Raw genomic sequence first — 18,284 nt, 5'->3', positions numbered from 1 at the left:
AGCTGTATATGGATTTTTACTGACTTCACTTTTTAAAAAGTCAGTGCTTTGGAGAGTCAAATGAAAAAGTATCAATGCATCGTTTGTGGATGGATTTATAACGAAGCTGAAGGTTGGCCACAAGATGGTATTGTCGCAGGCACGAAATGGGAAGATATCCCAGATGATTGGACATGTCCGGATTGTGGTGTATCAAAAGTTGATTTTGAAATGATTGAAATCTAATCATTGATACAAAAGACCATAGCGCATGGTCTTTTTTACATCTTTTAGAAAACCGTTTGGAGAAAACTATGCACCCTATCGTCATCATTGGTTCAGGTATGGCCGGTTATACCGCAGCACGTGAGTTTCGTAAGCTAAATCCCGAGCATGAACTGGTCATGATTTGTGCAGATGATGCGGTAAACTATGCTAAACCCACGCTGTCAAATGCTTTGGTTGGTAACAAAGCACCAGAACAAATTGCTTTGGGTGATGCCATTAAAATGAGTGCTCAATTACAGATGCGTATTGAAGCACATACTTGGGTCAAAGAAATTCAGTCCGAACAACATCAACTCATTTTAGAAAAAGAGGGGCAACAAAGTACTCAGCCCTACTCAAAATTGGTTCTCGCTGTTGGCGCAAATCCAGTTCGCTTAGCCATTGCAGGCGATGGTAGTGATGACATTCATGTGGTTAACAATTTGAATGACTACAAAAGCTTCCGTAAAAATTTGGCTATACGTCAAGACAAACGTGTCGTGATTCTTGGCGCAGGTCTGATTGGCTGTGAATTTGCCAATGACTTACAAAACACTGAACATCAAGTCACTGTGATTGATTTAGCAGCTCAACCTTTAGGACGTCTCATTCCTGAATATGTTGCATCTTCGTTCCAAGAAAAATTAGAAGAGATTGGTATTCACTTTGTATTGGCTACAACAGTTGAAAAAGTCACCAAAGTTGAAAATGGCGACTATCAAATTACCCTAGCCAATGGTCAGTCTGTGATTGCAGACATTGTACTTTCTGCAATAGGCTTACAACCCAACGTAGAGTTAGCAAAAGCGACAAAGATTACATGTAGTCGTGGAATCTTGACCAATGGCCTTTTAGAAACCAATCAAGCCGATATTTATGCGATTGGTGACTGTGCAGAAGTCAATGGTCTACTGCTACCTTACGTGATGCCAATCATGCAACAAGCCCGCGCTTTAGCAAAAACCTTAAATGGTGACAACACGCATGTTCACTATCCTGCAATGCCTGTTGCCGTTAAAACGCCTACTGCACCACTGACTGTACTTCCAGCACCAATTGACGTAGATGTCACGTGGGAGACAGAAGAACTAGAAGATGGCATGATTGCAAAAGCTTTCGATAGTCAAAATACCTTACGTGGTTTTGTACTCTTGGGTGCAACTGCAGCAAAACAACGTTTAAGCCTAACTAAGTTAGTACCTGACTTGATTCCTGTAGCAGTTTAAGGGTTTAATATAAAGGATGTTTTTTCAAAAAAAATGTCCTTTTTTAGGAAAATAACAATGAATAGCGCACTCACATTCACGGGCTCTCCATATACTTCGTTTATGCATGAAACCAAAGTTACTTTAAGCAATGGTATTGAGCTGCATGTCGAAATAGGTGGAAAGCCTGAACATCCTGCAATCATGCTGATTATGGGTTTAGGTGCGCAACTGTTATTCTGGCCTGATTTTTTCTGTAAATCACTTATAGACCAAGGTTATCGAGTCATTCGTTTTGACAACCGAGATATTGGGTTGTCTTCAAAAATTCGTCATTCAGGTCCACGACTCAATACATTAAAACTCATGGGTCGCTTTGCTTTAGGTTTAGAAAACCAAGGCGCACCCTATAATTTATATGATATGGCAGAAGATGCTGCATTGTTAATTGATCATTTAGAACTTGATAACGTCTCGGTGCTCGGAGCTTCAATGGGGGGGATGATTGCGCAAATTCTGGCAGCAAAACACCCTCAAAAAGTAAGCAATCTGGGGCTAATGTTTACCAGTAACAATCAACCCTTACTACCACCACCCTTTCCAAAACAACTTTTTAGTCTGATTGGTAAACCTGAATCTACCGACGAAGATGGTATTGTGAATCATAGTGTGAAAGTATTTAATATTATTGGTTCACCCGGATATATCAATCAAATTGAGATTATTCAGACCGCACGCAAGTTATATCAACGAAGTTATTATCCAGCGGGTGTACTTCAACAATTTTTAGCAATATTATGTACTGGTTCTTTGCTACAATTAGGTAAGCAAATTCAGCAACCGACCCTCGTGGTACATGGCTCTCGGGATCGTTTAATTCCACCGAGTCATGGCAAAGCCGTTGCAAAGGCAATTACAGATGCTAAGTTTGAATTAATTGATGGAATGGGGCATGATATGCCTCCGCATTTTATTCCATATCTTAGCGGATTATTTGCTGATCACTTTAAATCAAAACATTAGGACACTATGGCTGCATTACCATCTTTAAGACAGCTGTCATATCTCGTTACACTGTCTGAAACGCTGCATTTTACTGAAGCTGCGCGTCGTTCATTTGTGACCCAATCGACTTTGTCAGGCGGGATCATGGAGTTAGAGCGCTTGTTAGGTGGAGTACTCGTTGAACGCGACCGCCAAAATGTACGTTTAACTCCACTAGGCGAGCAGGTTGTTGCCCGAGCCCGTGTTCTATTGGCAGATGCACAAGACTTGATGCGTTTAAGTCGTGAGATGAGCGAGCCTTTAACTGGTGATTTACATTTGGGGATCATCCCGACCATTGCACCTTTTATTTTATCGAAACTTTTAGACGAAGTTCATAAACAACTTCCTAAAATTCAATTGCATTTGCACGAAGCACAAAGTGAAAAAATCGTCGAAAAACTAGAACATGGCAATCTCGACATGATTGTTTTGGCTCTACCTTTTGATACGCGTGGCTTGAAAGTTGCTGAAATTGCAAAAGAAAACCTTTATTTGGTCTGTAATAAATCAGACCAAAATGCGAATAATGCAAACTCTTTAGATGACTTAGATCTATCGCGTTTAGTCTTGCTTGAAGAAGGTCATTGTCTACGTAATCATGCTTTGAGTGCTTGTCCAATTGGCGAACGTAAAAATGATCATCGCTTAAAAGCAAGTTCATTGCCAACATTAGTCGAAATGGTTTCTTCAGATTTAGGTTTTACCTTACTTCCTGAAATTGCAATTCATACCAATATGATTAAAGCAAATTCAGCTTTAGTGGTCAAAGCGATTGAGGCAGCACCAAGTCGTACCCTTGCATTGGTTACGCGTAAAAGCACCCCATTGCAAAGTGAATTTGATGTGCTGTTGCAAATTTTTCAAAAAATCACCAAAAATCTTCACTAAACAACCATCTATATATGAAAAGGAGCAATCGCTCCTTTTTTTATGTTTAATTTTTTATACTCCATGTTCACCTAACGCAAATCAATCCACGGGATGCAAACTCAAAACATACTTCATGTTTTTTTAGATAAAAAAATAGCTTATCTATACAGATAAGCTATTCAAGATAAAAATAGATTATGACTCAATAGAGCAATAAAATATTAGATTCCCGATAAGTTGAAGTACTACTAATTAGCCAGACTAATAAGAAGTGCTGTCATAGTAGAAGGTTAAATGTGTTTTTTATATCCCCATAAATAGGGATTTCCTCATTACCCAAAACCACTCTGCTGCAAACAAAAAAAGCTTAAAATAAGAACACAATAAATATACATTTTTTAAATATATATTATTCAACAAATACTTAAATTTACCTCAAACCTTATAAATTACCAATTTCTTGGGATAGCACTTTCATTCACTTTATAGCAAAGTGACTCAATAAAATAGAAAACCATTGTGAGAAATGCCTAGTGGGTGAACTAACGTTACCTGTTCCTATTCTGATGATAAAGGATCAACCAGTTTTTAATCATCTATCCGAAAGTATTCTCATTCGATTAGGTTATCCAGCTGAATTAATGATTCATACTGATAATCTGATTGAAGCTGAACAATTATTGCAACAACATTTACCCAATTTAATCTTGATTGATTTGTATCTTAATCAATCAGAAAAAATTTCATTTATAAGAAGAATAAAAAAGATTCATCCAGATACATATATTATTGTGGTCTTAGCCCAGCACGAGACCTGTTTGCTATTTGCTGCAATTCAAGCGGGTGTACAAGGCTATATTTTTCATGAGCACACTGAAGCAGAAATTTTCAGCCACATTAAAACTATTTTGCGTGGCGGTGCGCCCATTCATTACGCTTTAGCGCAGTATATTTTGTCACATCAACCCAACATTAATAAAACCCAAGCAACAACTAAAACACCCCTACCCATACACCTAACAGCGATTGAAAATGACATTTTAAATTTAATATCAGAGGGGCTAAGCCCACAACACATTGCACAACAGATTACTGTGCCCTTATATAAGATTGAAGGTCATATTAAAAATATTTATCAAAAAATCACCTGTTTATAGCATGAAATATCCCAAATCCCCTTTTATCTCAAAAGCAGTATCGAGATAAAATAAAAGAATCCGAAGACTCCTTTATTTTATGCACTTACGAGTAAATTATTTAATTAAGCCTAGTAATATTCTTTGCGCATTATGTGGCTGTTGACCTGACGCAACATGAGCACGTACCCACGTTCCATCTCCTTGCAACAACCATGCTTGTTGGTTATCTTGTAAATAAGTCAATAAACCTTGCTGATAAATACGTTTTTTCAGCGCGGGATCTTCAATTGGGAAACATGCCTCAACACGATTAAATAAATTACGATCCATCCAATCGGCACTTGAGCAGTAAATTCGAGCATTGCCATTATTACCAAAGTAATAAACACGGGTATGCTCTAAGAAACGTCCGACAATTGAACGCACACGAATATTTTCTGAAAGCCCCGGCAAACCCGGACGTAAACAGCAAATAGAGCGAATAATTAAATCAATTTGTACGCCTGCTTGAGATGCTTCATACAACTTGTTAATCAACTGCATTTCAGTTAAAGCATTCACTTTGACAATAATTTGTGCAGGCTTACCTGCTTTAGCATTGGCAATCTCTTCATCAATATAATTCACAAGTTGCGCATGTAAGGTAAATGGTGCATGTAGAAGTTTTTTCAACTTCGCCATTTTCCCCATGCCTGTCAATTCTTGAAAAATACGATGTACATCTTCACATAGCTCTTTATCTGTGGTGAGCAATCCATAGTCGGTATAAATACGCGCATTACCTGCATGATAATTACCTGTACCTAGATGTACATAACGCACAAGCTTGTTATTTTCACGGCGTACCACCAAAATCATTTTGGCATGGGTTTTATAACCCACAATGCCATAGACCACCACAGCACCCGCTTCTTGCAGTACATTTGCCACTTCAATATTCGACTCTTCATCGAAACGTGCACGTAATTCAATGACTGCGGTGACTTCTTTACCATTGCGTGCAGCTTCCGCCAACACTTGTACAATTTCAGAATCGGGACCACTACGATATAAGGTTTGCTTAATCGCAAGCACTTGCGGATCACGTGCAGCTTCACGCAATAAATTAATCACAGGTGCAAATGATTCAAATGGGTGATGTAACAAAATGTCTTGTTTCTGCATAGCAGAAAAAATATTTTCAGATTTTTTCAGAACTTTTGGAATAATGGGCGTATGTGAATCATAACGTAAATGTGGACGTTTAAAATTCGAGAGTAATCGTGCAAGATTAACTGGCCCATCCACTTTATAAAGTTGCTCTTTTTCAAGATCAAATTCATTGAGTAAATACTCATAAATATGTTCAGGACAATTGTGGGTCACCTCTAAACGTACCGCACGACCAAAACGGCGTGAATTCAATTCGCCTTTTAATGCTTTGGCTAAGTCTTCAACATCTTCATTCAATGCCAAATCTGCATTACGTGTTACGCGAAATTGATAGCAACCTGTCGCAGTCATACCTGGGAATAAGTCGGACACATGTTCATGAATGATGGCAGACAACATAACATGATGTTCTTTGCCATCGGTCAGCTCATCAGGTAAACGTACCACGCGAGGTAATGAACGTGGTGCAGGAACAACAGCTAAATCAATTTGACGACCAAAGGCATCTTTTCCTTCCAAAGTCACAATAAAGTTTAGACTTTTATTCACCAACCGCGGAAATGGATGCGCTGGATCAAGGCTAATTGGGGTAAGAACAGGAGCAACTTGTTCTTGGAAATACTTTTTAATCCAAGCAGACTGAGCAGGTGTCAGCTCACCACGACGTAAAAAACAAATGTCTTCTTCACGTAATTTAGGCAAAATTGCTTCATTTAAAATACGGTATTGGCGTTCAATTGCTGCGTGCGCTGTTTTAGAAATAGTATCTAGCACTTGTTTTGGGGTTAAACCATCAGGGCTGCGACTTTCATTGCCTAAATCAAGTTGCTCCATCAAACCAGCAAAACGAATTTCAAAAAATTCATCTAGATTACGGGAAAAAATAAGCAAAAAATTCATGCGATCAAGCAAAGGATGCAGAGGATCAACCGCCTGTTCTAATACACGAAGATGAAAATCTAGAATAGAAAGTTCACGGTTAATATAGCGATCATTATATGTATATTCTATTTGTGTAGGAGATGGGTCTGCTGCAGTATTCATACCTAACCTATGCATATTTTAAAGTAATTCGTATTCACTTAAGTATGCTTCAAAATTGTGACAATTTCATAAAAAAAGCTCAATAATTTATAATGCTGAATCAGTTAAGGGATTTTACAATGAACGCCTTAACTTTTTAGTTATTCACGACGGAGTCTTATCGCTTTAAATCAAATTTTTGGAGCTCGTTTGTTCTTTTGTTTAGCCAAAATGAGAAGCAGCGCTTTGTAAGAAAAGTATATTGCGAATAGTTTTAAATAATTTATTTAAAACTATTCTCACCGCAAAACTCGTCAAATACCTTTTATTGATCAATTCATCGCAGAAACCTTACTTTTCAAAGTAGTCTTGCCTTGCGCTGCAAAATAAAGCCGTGCTTTATTTATTGCTCAAGTTGCGGATGACGTTTACGTGTATCGAACAACATCATGAATTTAAAAAAATGCCAATCAATCTCTTAACTAACTGACATTACAATAATTTGGGCTTTTTACAATCATGAATTAAGGAATATGGCTATAACGCATATATTTTTGAATCATACGTTTACGATACTTTAATTTCCGATCTTCACGATGGTCTTGATAATATTTTGGATTCGGTAAAATTGCAGCTAAGAAAGCAGCCTGTTCACGCGATAAATTTTTCGAACTTTTACCAAAATAATGCTGTGTTGCTGCTTCGACACCATAAATATTTTCACCAAACTCAACTGAGTTTAAATATACTTCTAAAATCCGTTCTTTTGACCAGACCCGCTCCATCATCCACGTGGCAACTGCTTCTTGACCTTTACGCAGAAATGAACGCTTATTATATAAAAATAGATTTTTTGCCAATTGCTGTGAAATCGTTGAACCACCTGCAACCACTTTACCTTTATCTTTATTACGTTCTAAGGCAAATTGCATGCCGGCCCAATCGAAACCATTGTGTTGTAAAAATTTACCATCTTCGGCTGCAACCACCGCATGTTTCAAATAGTCACTGATTTGATCATAATCACGCCATTCATGTTTGATTGGCTTAGACGGTTCAGACCAATAATCTATCCGCATCATCATGGTGGTTTCTACCGGATGGCTGCGCCACCAAACCAGACTTGCAAAAATCCAAAGTTGTACTAAAAGTACCAAACTGACAAGTATTAACAAACTACGAACAATAAAAGCTTTCATGTCAGTGAGTTACTCCAAAATATCTATTTTTTCATGCTAAGCTTGAAGCTGAATATAGCAAAGATTATAAAAGAATAGCATGGCTGAACTTTCACCTCCCTCAATTCGAAGTAAACCCGAGGTTCACCTTTGGTGGCTGACTGCACTTTTTATTGCCATTAATGTCAGTTTATTTCTCTGGCAAGTGCTCACAGGGGTAAATATTAGCAGTCCCAGTCTTGTCGATGCTATTCATTGGGGCGCTGATTATGCACCTTTAACCTTTTTAGAGGAACCCACCCGCCTGTTTAGCAGCATGTTTTTTCATTTTGGCTTAATTCATCTCATGTTAAACATGTGGGCACTCTATATTTTCGGCAGTGTCGCTGAGCAACTTTTTGGTCGGGTTTACTATTTAGGTTTGTATATTTTTGCAGGTCTTATGGGCAGCTTGCTCAGCGGTTTCATCGACATTCAAAACACCTTCGAACTGCTTCAAACCCAAAATCCTGAACTTTTTCCAACCGTCAGTGCGGGTGCTTCTGGTGCAGTCATGGGCATTGGTGGCGCATTAACGATTTTATCTTTATTTCCTGTTTTACCCAAGCAACGCTTTATTTTAGATAAAAAAACTTTGGTCATGGTAATGGGGATTAACTTATTGATTGGCTTCACCATGCCCGGAATTAATAATGCAGCCCATATTGGCGGTATGCTGATGGGCGCTGTATTGGCAATTATTTGGTATATGGGACAACGGATACATAAACCGAATTTGGGTGTTTATATCGGCTTAGCTGTGGGCGCAGTGACCTGTTATTTATTTTATGATTACTGCATGCAACAAGTTCAAATCCTTGAACCGATTTGGCGCCAAATTCTTAGCGCTATGCGCGCACAACTTCATTTTTAACATAAATAAATCACCTATTTCAGATGAAAGATCATTGATTGATCTCTCGCAAACTTTGTAAAGGTGGAATATCACAAAGATAACTTAAACGATAACGTCCAATCAAGGCACACAGTAAGGTCATCAGAATCGGTAAAATCAGCCAAATTTCCCCATGTGCCTGAATTGCCAGATTCATTTTATAACTCGCAATGGCACTAATCACTTCTGCAAACAGACAAGAAACCACACCCGCCACAAATCCAATAAAACCAATCTCCAAACTCATCATTTGTTTTAGCTTTTGTTTAGAACTACCAAACGAACGTAGCAAGGCCACTTCACGTTTACGTTCATCCATCAATAAATTCAAGCAAGCAATGAGCACCAAAATACCTGACACACTCACCAACAACGCCAAAATGGTAATAATTTGCACTAATACATTTACTAAGCGTTTAACTTCATCCAAGATCAAACTGACATCAATAAAAACCGTATTGGAAAATTGCTGAATCACAGCAACCAATTGCTTTTTATCCTGCTCTGGCACATAAAAACTGCCTAAATAACTGCCTGCATTTTCATCCATGGTTTTGGGTGCAAAAATAAAGAAAAAATTGGGGCTAAAACTTTCCCATTCCACACTACGCAAATTAATGACTTTGGCATGAACCAAACCTTCAGGCAAGCTAAAGGTCAGCCGATCTCCGATCTTAATTCCCAGTTCTTCTGCAGTTTTGACTTCAACAGACACATCACCGACCTGTTTTAATGCTGCACTGCCCTGCACTATTTTATTGTCAGTCGGATATTCTGTGGTTTGGGTTAAGTTTAATTCACGACGCAAAGAATTATTGCTTTTCAGCAATTGCTCTGCAAAGGGCTGATCATTTTTCGCCACCAATCGCCCACGGATATTGGGATATAATGGTGTACTCTGCCAACCCTGTTGTTCAAGCTGGGCTTTGAATACAGGCATATCAAATGGTGGTAAACCATAAACAAATTGATTGGGCGTGCCTTCAGGTAATTGTTGCTGCCAACGCTCCAGCAAATCCGTTCGCAGCACCGCCAATACGGTAATTAGACTTAGGCCCAGTGCCAAAGCGGTAATTTGAAATGCTGTTTGATAAGGCGCACGTACATAAGCTGAAATGGATATTTTTAAGCTTTTGATTAATTTCAGCCAGCCCCAAATGAGCATATACAGCACAGTACACAATAAAATAATCGCCCCCATCACCCAAGTGGTGAGCACAATATTTTCAGTCAGTACAATACTAAACAACACCAAACTTGCCGTGCCCATCAGTAGCATCCACAGCATCGACTGCACCGTTTTTTCTTGCTGACGAATCACACGAATAGGCGGTGTATTCAACAGTTGCCATAAACTTGGCACAATAAATCCAAGCAATACTACGGCGCTGGTGAGCATTGCAATAGGCAATGGCCCAAGCAACAAATCCAACACAGAAAATTGAATCTGCAGATGTGGAATCAACTGTAGCATCAGTTGTAGCAAGCCATAGCCGAGTGAAACTCCTGCCAAACTGCCAATCGCCATTGCAACCATTAAAACCACGCTCAATAAAGCTAAATATGCGTTAAGAATCTGAGCCTTCGTTGCACCAATACAACGCATGAGCGCAATATAGTCCTGATTTTGTTGTACATAGCGCTGACTGGTTAAGGCAATCGCAATACCACACAATAAAATAGTCAAAATATTGGTCAGTTGTAAGAAGGTATCTAAGTTGGCAATCGGCTTCATTAAACGAGTATTGCCTTCGCTGGCATTGCGTAACCTAAGGCTGCTTTGTTCATTTGCGTTTGGTGTTTCAGCACCTGCACCTTGACCTTGCTGCAATTTGAAATTTTGCTCAAATTGCTTGGTTTGCCCTGCCGTACCCGCCATCAATAAACGATATTCAACCCGACTGCCCACTTGAATGGCATGGGTTCGAGCAACATCGGCTTGAGCAATAATCACCGTAGGGGAAAAACCTGAAAAGCCCAATTCTTGATTGGAATCATGTTCAATTTGAGCCGTGACCTTGAAGCTTGCATCGGCAATATTGACCGTATCACCGACTTTGACATGCAATAAATCCAGAGCACGAGCGCTGAGCCAAACCTGCCCTGCTTGAATTTTGTCTGCTGTTGGCACAACCCGAATGTCTCCACGTAACGGAAAGGCATCATCAATGGCTTTGACATTCACCATCACAAACTGCTCATGGGTATGTGCCATTGAACTAAATGTGGTGACTTTAGATTGTTGTAACGCGAATTGATTTGCTTGATCTTGCCACTTTTTTTCCAATGGCTGATTGTCACTCAGAACCAAATCCGCTGCTAACATTTCTGCGGCTTGTAGTGCCACAGCATTTTGAATTTGTTCATTGCTAAATTTTAGTGCTGTGGTCGCACTAATGGCTAAAACCAGCGCAATAATCAGTAAGTAAACACCGCTACTTTTAAAACTTTGTTTGAGTAACGGTTGAAATAGAGGGTTCATTTCAGTCCTCACCGTTACGATGTTCAATTATATGGCCATCTAACAATTCAAAATGACGCTGGCATTGTTCAGCCAGTTTTGGATCATGCGTCACCAAAACCAAGGTTGTCCCCAATTCACGATTTAGCTGAAATAATAATTGCTCAATCTCTTCGGCTGTTTGTGTGTCTAAATTACCTGTCGGTTCATCGGCAAAAATAATTTGCGGATCACTAATTAAAGCCCGCGCAATCGCAACTCGTTGCTGCTCACCACCGGAAAGGACTTTGGGCGTTTGTGTCGCTTGTCGTTCTAAACCCACTTTTTTCAGCAACGCCAAGGCTTTTTTTTCAGCTGCTGCAAAATTAAAATTCTTTTGTAAGCGCAGTGGCAACATCACATTTTCAACCGCAGTTAAATGCGGTAACAGTTGAAAAGATTGAAAAACAAATCCAATATGTTTTAAACGCACCAAAGCACGTTGTTCTTCGTTTAATTCAGCAATCGATTCTCCACAAACTGTTAATTTTCCTGCACTGGCTTGATCTAGCGTGGCTAAAATTCCAAGCAAGGTCGATTTTCCTGAACCCGAACGCCCCGTAATTGCCACTTGCTCACCCGCATAAATTTCAAAATTTAAATTTTCAAAAATGCGTAGTTCTTTTTGTGCAATTTTGATCTTTTGTGTCAGTTGCTGTGCAGAAATAATCACTTGTGGCATGATGCAATGATCGTGAGTAACTTGGGTCATAATATCTCTATATGCAAAATCGCAATTTAAAAATTCGTGGAATTTCTTACTTGGCGATGTTCAGCCTGTGTCTTATTCCAGCCGTGGTTTCTGCTAAAACCATTATGATTGTGGGGGATAGTATTAGCGCAGCATATGGCATGCAAGCAGAACAAGGTTGGGTCTATTTATTACAAAAGCGTTTGGACCAACAGTATCCGAAAAAACATAAAGTGGTCAATGCCAGTGTGAGTGGTGAAACCAGCAGTGGTGCTGTAGCACGTTTGCCGAAATTATTGAAAACCTATAAACCACAAATTGTCGTGATTGAATTGGGTGGGAATGATGGTTTACGTGGTCAATCGCCACTTTTGATTCAAAAGAACCTTGCCAATTTAATTCAACAAAGTCAGCAAGCCAAAGCGACGGTGGTTGTTTTGGGCATGAAAATTCCACCCAATTATGGCACGGCTTATAGTCAAGCTTTTGAAAAAAATTACACTATTGTCAGCCAACAATACAAAGTTAAATTGATGCCCTTCTTTTTAACAGGCGTTGCAGGCAATAAAAACCTGATGCAATCCGATCTGGTTCACCCGAATGCAAAAGCGCAAAGCATTTTACTGAACAATGCTTATCCCTATATAAAAGGCGCTTTATAAACTAATGCTAGTCAGTTAATAGATTTTACAACTAACTCCTTAGCTTTTTAGTTATTCATGACGGAGTCTTATATTTGTTAAATCAAATACTTGGAGCTCATTTATTACTTTGGATAAGCCCAAAGTAACCAAAGGCATTTGTCATCAGCAAAACTCGTCAAATACCTTTTATTGATCAATTAATCGCAGAAACCTTACTTTTTCAAAGTAGTCTTGCCTCGAACAGTTGCAGATGACGTTTCCGCGTATCAAATAACATCATGAATTTAAAATAAAAAAGCCGGTCAATTTCTTAACCGGCTGACATTAGGTTTATAAACACTTTCTTATGAATCATTGAAATTTATTTGATTTTAAAAATCAAAGAACAATACTTCACCTGTTTCTAAAGAATACTCTGCACCAACCACTTTTAACTTACCTTTAGCAATCAGGTTTTCCAGTACAGCAGAACCATGACGCAACTGATTCACAGATGCAAAAACATTTGATCGTACCGCATGTTTGCATAGTTTAGCCAAATCATCCTTCAATTCTGTCTGCAACAAGGTTTCAACCGATGGGCGCACGCGGTTTACAATGGACATTAAGTTTTGTGATGGTGGACTGGCAGGATTCATCAATGTATCAATCGTGGCTTGAATAGCACCACAATGACTGTGACCTAAAACTACAACCACTGCGCAATCATAACGTTCAGCAGCAAATTCAACACTACCCACCTGAGAAGGTGCAACCACATTGCCTGCGACACGAATCACAAATAAATCACCCAGCCCCTGATCAAAGACCATTTCAGCAGGAACACGCGAGTCTGAGCAGCCTAAAACAATAGCAAACGGGTTTTGGTCTCCCGCCATTTCTGCACGTTCCTGATGGCTCAGTTGTTTATGATGGGTCGTCTCGCCAGATACAAAACGTTCGTTACCAATTTTAAGACGTTCTAAAGCTTCTTGAGCTGTTAGCATTTCTTTCCCACCAGAATATTTTGAAGTTGGAACATTTTAATCGCTGTAAAAATGAAAGTCACTTGCAAAAACGAATAGCTATCGAGTTTATAATGACGTTACAAAAAAATTTATTTCACATAAAAAATAAATCTAGTTCACACTTCTAAGCTTTCGAGCTACCCAATTCAACAAACAATACAGTGACATTTTCTTAATAATACTTACAATAAGCTATAGACATTTCTAGAAAAATAAAATGCAGTCTAAATTTAGATTATTTTTATCATATCCTCTATAAATATTATCGTCATGAACACATTAAGGATAATGATCAATGATACAGCAACACTCGATTTTATCTCGCATCTTAAGCACGATGTGTTTAGCACTTGCAATCAGTGTGCCTCATTTTTCATATGCAGCAACCAATAAAGTGACCGATGCACCGCTTTCTTTACAGAATTATTTCGCCAAAGAACGTCATGCAGCAGGCTTACGCAGTAAAACTATAAAAATTGATGACATTACTTGGAGCTATAGTGAAGGTGGTTCCAGCAATAAACCTGCTGTATTACTCATTCATGGCTTGGCAGGAAATCGTGACAATTGGAATGGCGTAGCACATTTTTTAACGCCTTATTATCATGTGATTATTCCAGACCTTCCCAGCAATGGCGAAACCAAAGTTGCAGATAATTTTGATCTCTCTGTGCCCAATGTCACGGAACGCTTACGTCGTTTTGTTGAAGCAATTAATATCGAAACTAAACTGAATATTGCAGGACACTCACTGGGCGGATCAATTGCAACCATTTATGCCTCACAGTATCCCTTCGATACTCAAAGTTTGTTTTTACTCAATAGCGCAGGAATTTATAAACAAGCCAATACAGCCTATACCAAAGATCCTTATTTTTTAAAAAATTTGATTGTTTCTAAACCGGGTGATTTAGAAGATGTACTCAGTCAAGTCATGCAAACACCACCAGAACTACCGCTTTACTTTAAAAAAGCACAAGAAAAAATGTTGATTTCACAATCTGCACAAACCCGTAAAATGATTGATCAAATCGTGACACTCAATCGTATTTACACCCCTGAGTCCTTTGCCCGTCTGACACGTACCATTGAAGCACCGACACTGATTCTCTGGGGCAAGCAAGATAAAATTATTAATGTTGAAGCAGCAAGTGAATTACAGTCTTTATTAAAGCGTGCAGAAACGCCTGTGATTTTAAACAATGTCGGTCATATGCCGATTTTAGAAGCAGAACAACAAGTGGCTTTACACTATTTACCCTTTCTAGCAAAAACCCAAAAGCTAAAAAACCCACTTGCTGATAAACTCATTCCTTTAAATTAGCTTGCAGAGACAGTATGCAGAAACACCCGATGATTGAGCAATTAATAGATGCTCATCTTGACTTTTTAGCGCAAGAGTTTTCGCATGCTGCCACCATTCAAAGCGAATTTTTAAATTTTTATCATTGGTTTAGAAAACAAACCTTACAGAACATTTGGTCATTTGAACACATCAATGCCCTGTTACAAAAGCAAATTTTAGCCACGCCTGCCAGTCCTGTTCTCATTGAGCAAATTGCTGAACACCTTCGTTTTGCTTTAATTCATCCTGCCAATGAAAACACGCTAATTGCCGATGTAATTCCCGTACTCACCGTCGATAAAATTGCCCAATATGTGGCAAGTAAAAGTGCTCATCGTCAGCGTTTAATTAAAACTGTGGTGAATAGCCCTGCCTTTTCAGCCATGATTACCCAATTAATTCAGCACTCTATTCAAGATTATTTAGATAACTCTGTCATGGCTAAACGCATGCCAGGTATGTCCAGTTTTATGAAAATGGGCAAATCTGTTTTAGAAACGGTCACAGATTCCAATTTAAATGACACCATCGGACATTATTTACAAAAAAATATTTTAAAACTTAGCCAAATGAGTGAGCATGTGCTCAATCAACATTTTGATGATGACAAGCTGTATCACTTTCAGGCCAATCTTTGGCATAAAATTAAAGATATGCCTTTAAGCGTCTTGAAGAACTATATTGAAATTCAAGACCTTCCCAATACTGTCAATTTAGGGCATGAAATTTGGGATCATATCCGTCAAACAGAATATTTAAAACAACAGGTTCATGATGGCGTTTATGCTTGGTATGTCCGTAATCAAGAACATAGTTTTGACTTATTACTTCGTGATTTAAATATTGATGAAGCGCTGATTCAACAAGAATTACAGCATTTATTAGCCCCTGTGATGCAAAATTTGGTTTCCTCTGAATATTTACGTGAACGTGCCAGAGTGTATTTAGAGAAATTTTATTATGCTGAAACAGCGCAGAAAATTTTAAATATTCAGGCATAAAAAAAGCCGCTAATGCGGCTTTTTTCATTATTACTGATCTAAAAATTAGCAACAAAACTAATGCCGTAGCGACGACCATCTAAGATTTGATCGCCATCTGCATTTTCAGCTTTCTTATCTAAGATGTTATATACACCAAACTTACCTTTTAAAGTTGAAGTAAAGTTATAGTTAAAACCAACATCGAGGAATTGATATGCAGGTGTTGGTTTAGACATTGATGCCCGCCCCAAATAAGAAGACGTTTCACTACGAGCATGTAAACGTGTCCAAACATCTAAAGCATCATTGATGTTGTAATCCACTGTTGCATTAAACATATGCTTTGGCATTTGGTTTAATGGTTGACCTTTTAAATTACCTGATTTTTGCTCAGTTTCCATATAAGTATAATTGGTATTTAAATTTACACCTTCAGCCAGTTCAGTTGCAAAAGATGCTTCAACCCCTTGCATTGTGGCTTTATCTACATTGATTTGTGAACTAATAAAATTCCATAGACGAACATTCCCCGTTGCTGCATCTATACGACCAAATGGGTCTACACATGCCCACGTTGCAGAATTTGTATTACTTCCATTTGGAGATGAACAATCACGGACTTCAGTAATTTTATCTTTATATTCAGTATAGAATGCGGTTAATGAAGCTTTAGCCTTGTCACCCTGCCATGCAGTTCCTAATTCATAGCTTAATGATTTTTCTGGTTTTAAATCTTCATTCCCCATAATAAAGGCGCTGCCTTTACCTGTAACAGAATGCACATCACTAGATGAAGCTCTTAAATCGGGTTGTTTATACCCAGTGGATACACCGCCTTTGAATGTCCATGCATCTGTTGGGTTATACACACCATATAAACGTGGTGAGAAGTTACCATCATAATTTTCATCATGATCATAACGTAAACCAGTTGTTAAATTAAAAGTATCTGTAATCGACCATGTATCTTCTGCAAACACAGCAAATGCCCAACGCTCTAATTCCGTTACAGGCATGTTTGTATTTTGATTTGTCGCACTATCAACGAGCGACTCATTTTTAAAATATAGCCCAGAAATTAAATTGTGATTACTTAACTGCCAATTCCATTGTGTATTGGCAAGTAAAGTTTCCAGCTCAATGCCACTTAAACCTGAAGTGCTATTTTTACGATCTGGATTTTTGGACTTTTCATACTGAATATATGAACTACTGTTTAGTACGTCGCTGTAATGACCATTATGAGTCAAGCCAAATACTTCACGATAATTTCGTCCGTATGAATCAGCGCCTGTACTTAGAATGGTTTTTCCCGCAGTTGATTCAGATTGCTGTTTTGTGAAATTTGCTTCAAGCTCTAAATCATGATTATCATTAATCAAATAAGTAAAACGGGAATTTAAGCTTTCTACTTCCGTACCTCGGAAGCCACCGACATAATTATCTTCTTCACGCTCTTGCTTATTAATTCCAAGTTGCATACCTAATTTATTTGCAATCAACGGCCCAGCTAAATATACAGAAGCATTCTTAATATCACCAGAATTACCCTGATCCTGTAGAACAGTCCCTAATTCAACTGTGCCTGACCATTCATCGCTGACTTTTTTAGTAATAATATTGATTACACCGCCCATAGCATCACTACCATATAAAGTAGATGCAGGCCCACGAATCACTTCAATACGCTCAATAGCTGCCATTGGCGGTAAGATATTTTTTTCAAAACCGCTGTCATCACCATTCGGATTCACATCTTTAGAATATTGACGTTTACCATTCACCAAAAATAGTGTGTAATCCGACCCCATCCCACGAATACTAATAGTTTGTGCGGAGCCTGCTCCAGAAACGACCACACCTGGAGTATTTCTGAGCACATCAGTAATATCATTATATTGCCGTGCCTCTAATTCTTCGCTGCTAATCACTGTCATTGACGCAGGTGCTTTACTCACATCCTGTTCATAACCCGCTGCTGTAACAACGATGGTTTCTAACTTAACTGGCTCAGAAACAGACGGTATTTTTTCTTCATTTGCATAGGTAAATGAAGCTATAGCAGAAAGTACAGAAAGAGATAATGCAGATCGAATAATACGCTTGGTCATTCAAGGTCCCCAAGTGGCAAATAGTGGATAAGTATTGCAATTTTCGTCGCACAGTGTAACAAAAAGTAATCGGATTGCAATAAATATTGATAATAATTATCAATACAATTCTCTTTTATGAGGGGATTTTAAACAAGATTAGCGATTTTCATCATAAATTTAAGTTTGACCTATATGTTTTCTGCACAATCTAAAACTGAGTTCAGCTC

General features: G+C 38.5%; 15 protein-coding genes. 9 read left to right on the top strand and 6 right to left on the bottom strand.

All coding sequences use genetic code 11. From position 1 onward, the window contains the following. Positions 1–60: 60 nt before the first annotated feature. From rubA to BLV99_RS07760, 5 genes are all read left to right on the top strand, one after another. Positions 61–225 (top strand): rubredoxin RubA, encoded by a 165-nt coding sequence (gene rubA / locus BLV99_RS07780; protein ID WP_004648213.1) that lies wholly within the window; start codon positions 61–63, stop codon positions 223–225. A 68-nt stretch (positions 226–293) separates the two neighbouring features. Beyond that, complete coding sequence (locus tag BLV99_RS07775; RefSeq protein ID WP_092689397.1) at positions 294–1,472, top strand: NAD(P)/FAD-dependent oxidoreductase; 1,179 nt, start codon at positions 294–296, stop codon at positions 1,470–1,472. Between the two features lie 57 nt (positions 1,473–1,529). Further along, complete coding sequence (gene estB / locus BLV99_RS07770) at positions 1,530–2,474, top strand: esterase EstB (RefSeq protein ID WP_086165459.1); 945 nt, start codon at positions 1,530–1,532, stop codon at positions 2,472–2,474. A gap of 6 nt (positions 2,475–2,480) precedes the next feature. Beyond that, positions 2,481–3,386 carry a LysR family transcriptional regulator OxyR gene (gene oxyR / locus BLV99_RS07765; RefSeq protein WP_092689394.1) on the top strand — a complete coding sequence of 302 codons (906 nt, stop codon included), beginning with the start codon at positions 2,481–2,483 and terminating at the stop codon, positions 3,384–3,386. Positions 3,387–3,901: 515 nt separating this feature from the next. Beyond that, on the top strand, positions 3,902–4,525 hold the full coding sequence (locus tag BLV99_RS07760) for a response regulator transcription factor (protein WP_092689391.1): 624 nt from the start codon (positions 3,902–3,904) through the stop codon (positions 4,523–4,525). A 96-nt stretch (positions 4,526–4,621) separates the two neighbouring features. Here the strand turns inward: BLV99_RS07760 and ppk1 are convergent, their stop codons facing one another. Both ppk1 and mtgA read right to left on the bottom strand, forming a co-directional pair. Further along, entirely contained in the window at positions 4,622–6,703 is a 2,082-nt protein-coding gene (gene ppk1 / locus BLV99_RS07755) for a polyphosphate kinase 1 (RefSeq protein WP_086184739.1), read from the bottom strand. Positions 6,704–7,206: 503 nt separating this feature from the next. Further along, a complete protein-coding gene (gene mtgA, locus BLV99_RS07750) occupies positions 7,207–7,881 on the bottom strand; it encodes a monofunctional biosynthetic peptidoglycan transglycosylase (RefSeq protein ID WP_086184740.1) in 675 nt (224 codons plus the stop codon). Between the two features lie 79 nt (positions 7,882–7,960). On the opposite strand from mtgA, the gene BLV99_RS07745 reads away from it, so the two are divergent. Next, the gene (locus tag BLV99_RS07745; protein ID WP_092689389.1) at positions 7,961–8,773 is read left to right on the top strand and encodes a rhomboid family intramembrane serine protease; all 813 of its coding nucleotides are present in this window, start codon (positions 7,961–7,963) and stop codon (positions 8,771–8,773) included. Positions 8,774–8,804: 31 nt separating this feature from the next. On the opposite strand, the gene BLV99_RS07740 is transcribed toward BLV99_RS07745, so the two are convergent. Together BLV99_RS07740 and BLV99_RS07735 are read right to left on the bottom strand one after the other, a co-directional pair. Beyond that, positions 8,805–11,276 carry an ABC transporter permease gene (locus BLV99_RS07740; protein ID WP_092689386.1) on the bottom strand — a complete coding sequence of 824 codons (2,472 nt, stop codon included), beginning with the start codon at positions 11,274–11,276 and terminating at the stop codon, positions 8,805–8,807. A gap of 1 nt (position 11,277) precedes the next feature. Beyond that, positions 11,278–12,006 carry an ABC transporter ATP-binding protein gene (locus BLV99_RS07735; RefSeq protein WP_092689382.1) on the bottom strand — a complete coding sequence of 243 codons (729 nt, stop codon included), beginning with the start codon at positions 12,004–12,006 and terminating at the stop codon, positions 11,278–11,280. A 56-nt stretch (positions 12,007–12,062) separates the two neighbouring features. On the opposite strand from BLV99_RS07735, the gene BLV99_RS07730 reads away from it, so the two are divergent. Beyond that, entirely contained in the window at positions 12,063–12,647 is a 585-nt protein-coding gene (locus BLV99_RS07730) for an arylesterase (RefSeq protein ID WP_425283534.1), read from the top strand. 353 nt (positions 12,648–13,000) lie between these two features. On the opposite strand, the gene BLV99_RS07725 is transcribed toward BLV99_RS07730, so the two are convergent. Further along, positions 13,001–13,615, bottom strand: a complete 615-nt coding sequence (locus BLV99_RS07725; RefSeq protein ID WP_092689374.1) for a carbonic anhydrase — start codon at positions 13,613–13,615, stop codon at positions 13,001–13,003. A gap of 316 nt (positions 13,616–13,931) precedes the next feature. Here BLV99_RS07725 and BLV99_RS07720 point away from each other — a divergent pair, with 316 nt between their 5' ends. Both BLV99_RS07720 and BLV99_RS07715 read left to right on the top strand, forming a co-directional pair. Next, a complete protein-coding gene (locus tag BLV99_RS07720) occupies positions 13,932–14,960 on the top strand; it encodes an alpha/beta fold hydrolase (protein WP_092689372.1) in 1,029 nt (342 codons plus the stop codon). 14 nt (positions 14,961–14,974) lie between these two features. Beyond that, positions 14,975–15,982 carry a hypothetical protein gene (locus BLV99_RS07715; protein ID WP_086184747.1) on the top strand — a complete coding sequence of 336 codons (1,008 nt, stop codon included), beginning with the start codon at positions 14,975–14,977 and terminating at the stop codon, positions 15,980–15,982. A 38-nt stretch (positions 15,983–16,020) separates the two neighbouring features. On the opposite strand, the gene BLV99_RS07710 is transcribed toward BLV99_RS07715, so the two are convergent. Next, positions 16,021–18,075, bottom strand: a complete 2,055-nt coding sequence (locus tag BLV99_RS07710; protein ID WP_092689370.1) for a TonB-dependent receptor domain-containing protein — start codon at positions 18,073–18,075, stop codon at positions 16,021–16,023. Positions 18,076–18,284: the final 209 nt, after the last annotated feature.

The sequence above is a fragment of the Acinetobacter kyonggiensis genome (genome assembly GCF_900107285.1).
Taxonomy (GTDB): domain Bacteria; phylum Pseudomonadota; class Gammaproteobacteria; order Pseudomonadales; family Moraxellaceae; genus Acinetobacter; species Acinetobacter kyonggiensis.
Note: the sequence above shows the minus strand (reverse complement) of the source record. Positions and strands in the feature narration are given on the sequence as shown.

What these genes read in the sequence shown, in the direction of transcription:
- BLV99_RS07745 (WP_092689389.1), top strand. Translation starts at nt 7,961, where the DNA reads ATGGCTGAACTTTCACCTCCCTCAATTCGAAGTAAACCCGAGGTTCAC.
- BLV99_RS07725 (WP_092689374.1), bottom strand. Translation starts at nt 13,615, where the DNA reads ATGCTAACAGCTCAAGAAGCTTTAGAACGTCTTAAAATTGGTAACGAA.
- BLV99_RS07735 (WP_092689382.1), bottom strand. Translation starts at nt 12,006, where the DNA reads ATGACCCAAGTTACTCACGATCATTGCATCATGCCACAAGTGATTATT.
- estB (WP_086165459.1), top strand. Translation starts at nt 1,530, where the DNA reads ATGAATAGCGCACTCACATTCACGGGCTCTCCATATACTTCGTTTATG.
- BLV99_RS07720 (WP_092689372.1), top strand. Translation starts at nt 13,932, where the DNA reads ATGATACAGCAACACTCGATTTTATCTCGCATCTTAAGCACGATGTGT.
- BLV99_RS07710 (WP_092689370.1), bottom strand. Translation starts at nt 18,075, where the DNA reads ATGACCAAGCGTATTATTCGATCTGCATTATCTCTTTCTGTACTTTCT.
- ppk1 (WP_086184739.1), bottom strand. Translation starts at nt 6,703, where the DNA reads ATGAATACTGCAGCAGACCCATCTCCTACACAAATAGAATATACATAT.
- oxyR (WP_092689394.1), top strand. Translation starts at nt 2,481, where the DNA reads ATGGCTGCATTACCATCTTTAAGACAGCTGTCATATCTCGTTACACTG.
- BLV99_RS07775 (WP_092689397.1), top strand. Translation starts at nt 294, where the DNA reads ATGCACCCTATCGTCATCATTGGTTCAGGTATGGCCGGTTATACCGCA.
- BLV99_RS07715 (WP_086184747.1), top strand. Translation starts at nt 14,975, where the DNA reads ATGCAGAAACACCCGATGATTGAGCAATTAATAGATGCTCATCTTGAC.
- mtgA (WP_086184740.1), bottom strand. Translation starts at nt 7,881, where the DNA reads ATGAAAGCTTTTATTGTTCGTAGTTTGTTAATACTTGTCAGTTTGGTA.
- BLV99_RS07730 (WP_425283534.1), top strand. Translation starts at nt 12,063, where the DNA reads ATGTTCAGCCTGTGTCTTATTCCAGCCGTGGTTTCTGCTAAAACCATT.
- BLV99_RS07740 (WP_092689386.1), bottom strand. Translation starts at nt 11,276, where the DNA reads ATGAACCCTCTATTTCAACCGTTACTCAAACAAAGTTTTAAAAGTAGC.
- rubA (WP_004648213.1), top strand. Translation starts at nt 61, where the DNA reads ATGAAAAAGTATCAATGCATCGTTTGTGGATGGATTTATAACGAAGCT.